3 protein-coding genes are annotated in these 2,071 nt (G+C 64.2%); all 3 read right to left on the bottom strand.

All coding sequences use genetic code 11. The features are described 5' to 3' along the window. Nucleotides 1-1,031: 3-hydroxyacyl-CoA dehydrogenase family protein (locus tag AC1DOC_RS31055; RefSeq protein WP_478131264.1), on the bottom strand; the 1,031-nt coding region annotated here is incomplete at its 3' end. Nucleotides 1,032-1,152: 121 nt separating this feature from the next. After that, entirely contained in the window at nt 1,153-1,587 is a 435-nt protein-coding gene (locus AC1DOC_RS31050; protein WP_478079518.1) for a DUF2147 domain-containing protein, read from the bottom strand. Between the two features lie 42 nt (nt 1,588-1,629). Beyond that, nucleotides 1,630-2,071: acyl-CoA dehydrogenase C-terminal domain-containing protein (locus AC1DOC_RS31045; RefSeq protein WP_478131263.1), on the bottom strand; the 442-nt coding region annotated here is incomplete at its 5' end.

Raw genomic sequence — 2,071 nt, 5'->3', positions numbered from 1 at the left:
AGCTTCAGGCGTTCGCCCGCGGGTTTCTTGAGCATGCGGCCGTACACCTCGTCGGCCTTGGCGCCGGCGGGCACGTACTCGCCGCTCTGCAGGTCGAAGCGCAGGATGTCGCGGCCCACCTTCTTGAAGAAGCCGGCCTTGGTCTTCTGGCCGAGGTTGCCGAGTTCGAGCAGCTTGGCGAGCACCGGCGGCGTCGAAAAGTTGGCATAGAACGGATCGGTCTCGGCGTTCAGGTTGTCCTGCAGCGTCTTCACGACATGGGCCATGGTGTCCAGGCCCACCACGTCGGCGGTGCGGAAGGTGCCCGAGCTCGCGCGGCCCAGCTTCTTGCCCGTGAGATCGTCCACCACGTCGGGCGTGAGGCCGAACTTCTCGACCTCCTTCAGCGTGGCCAGCATGCCGGCGATGCCGACGCGGTTGGCGATGAAGTTSGGCGTGTCGTGCGCGCGCACCACGCCCTTGCCGAGCGTGCTGGTGACGAAGGCCTCGAGGTCGTCGAGCACCTGCGGCTCGGTGGTGGGCGTGTTGATCAGCTCCACCAGGAACATGTAGCGCGGCGGGTTGAAGAAGTGAATGCCGCAGAAGCGCGGCTTCAGCGCTTCAGGCAGCGCCTCGCTGAGCTTGGTGATCGACAGGCCCGAGGTGTTCGAAGCCAGGATCGAATGCTTGGCGACGTGCGGCGCGATCTTCTTGTACAGGTCGAGCTTCCAGTCCATGCGCTCGGCAATGGCTTCGATCACGAGATCGCACTCGCCGAGCTTGGCAAGGTCGTCCTCATAGTTGGCCTGCTCGATGAGCACCGCATCGGCCACGTCGCCGAGCGGCGCGGGCTTGAGCTTCTTGAGGTTCTCGATGGCGCGCGAGACGATGCCGTTCTTCGCTGCACCTTGAGCGACAGCTCCGGTCGCGTCTTTTGCAGCCAGGTCGAACAGCACCACAGGCACGCGCACATTGACGAGGTGGGCCGCAATCTGCGCGCCCATCACGCCGGCGCCTAGCACGGCGACTTTCTTCACTTGGAATCGGGACATAACTGGGCTTTGAAGTGTTGTGTTAGTTCGGGGAACACCGTGGAACCGGCTTTGCCGGGCCACCGGTGTTGCCCCCTTGAGGGGGAGGCTGCTACACGAAGTGAGCAGCTACGGGGGTGGGTCAAGGAATGCGGTTCCAGGTCTGGGTACGCCAGAAAGGCCCAAGGTAGCCACGCACTTCGAGCTTCTTCCCGCCTTCAATCGGCGTGAAGCTCGCGCGGTATTCCTTGCCGTTCTCGGGATCGAGGATCTTTCCGCCTTCCCAGACGTCCTTGCCTTCGGCCTTCTTGCCGCCGCGGATGATGTCGAGCCCGGTAATGGGCTTGCCCTTGCGGTCGTCGCTGCATTCATCRCAGATCGCATCGGGCTTGGTGTCCTTCTTGAGCGACTTCTCGATGCGGCCGATGAGCGCGCCRTTCGCTTCGCCGATGCGGATCTCGGCCTTGGCTTCGCCGGTCTTGTCGTCGACGTTGCGCCACAGGCCCACGGGCGTGTTCTGGGCCATGGCCGTGAAGGATGTGGCGGCAAGAACGATGGCTGCAAGCGTCGATTTCATGAACGGCTCCCGGTCGGACGATGAGAAGAAGGGACGACGGCCTCAGGCCAGCGCCGCGTCGGTGTCCATCAGCACCTTGCTGCCGGCGCGTGCGGTGCGCATCAGCGTCGCGGTCTCGGGGAACAGCTTGGCGAAGTAGAAGCGCGCGGTCTGCAGCTTGGCAACATAGAACGGATCGTTGTTGCCTGCGGCGATCTGGCGCAGCGCGACCTGCGCCATGCGGGCGAACAGGTAGCCGAACACGAAGTGGCCGGCCACGCGCAGGTAGTCGACCGCGGCGGCGCCCACTTCGTCGGGGTTCTGGAAACCCTTGAAGCCGATCTCGGTCGTGAACTTGGTGAGCTGGTCGCCCAGGCCCGCGATCGGGTTGATGAACTCGGCCATCTTCTCGTTCACGCCCTCTTCCTCCACCAGCCTGGCCACCAGCTTGCCGAACTTCTTGAGCGAGGCGCCGTTGTTGCCYAGCACCTTGCGGCCCAAGAGG

It is taken from the genome of Variovorax sp. 01T439_2 (assembly GCF_056398445.1).
The sequence above is the reverse complement of the archived record's forward strand: the minus strand, read 5'-3'. Positions and strand labels throughout refer to the sequence as shown.